A 296-nucleotide genomic window follows, 5' to 3' on the forward strand; every position below is an offset into this window, starting at 1 on the left:
TGACTGCTCAGATATTTTAGAAACCGACTTGTATTGCACCAAAAAAGGGGAGGCGGAGATTCAGAAACGAATAGAGAATTTTAGCATAAACGGCGTTCATTTTATTGATTCAGGTAATTATCATTACATAACAAAAATTATGACGGACAAAATAAATAAAAAGTTTTCGCTTGTTTTGTATGACCATCACACAGATATGCAAAAGCCTATGGTTGAAGGAATGACAAGTTGTGGCGATTGGGCGGCACAGGTTATTGAGCAAAACGAAAATCTTGAACAATTGATTCTTGTTGGGG

General features: G+C 36.5%; 1 pseudogene. It reads left to right on the plus strand.

Annotation, left to right across the window (positions count from 1 at the left end):
* Positions 1 to 296, plus strand: a pseudogene (locus NE591_RS14770) (arginase); the annotation flags it as partial.

This window comes from Adlercreutzia sp. DFI.6.23 (genome assembly GCF_024462535.1).
Classification (GTDB): Bacteria; Actinomycetota; Coriobacteriia; order Coriobacteriales; family Eggerthellaceae; genus Adlercreutzia; species Adlercreutzia rubneri.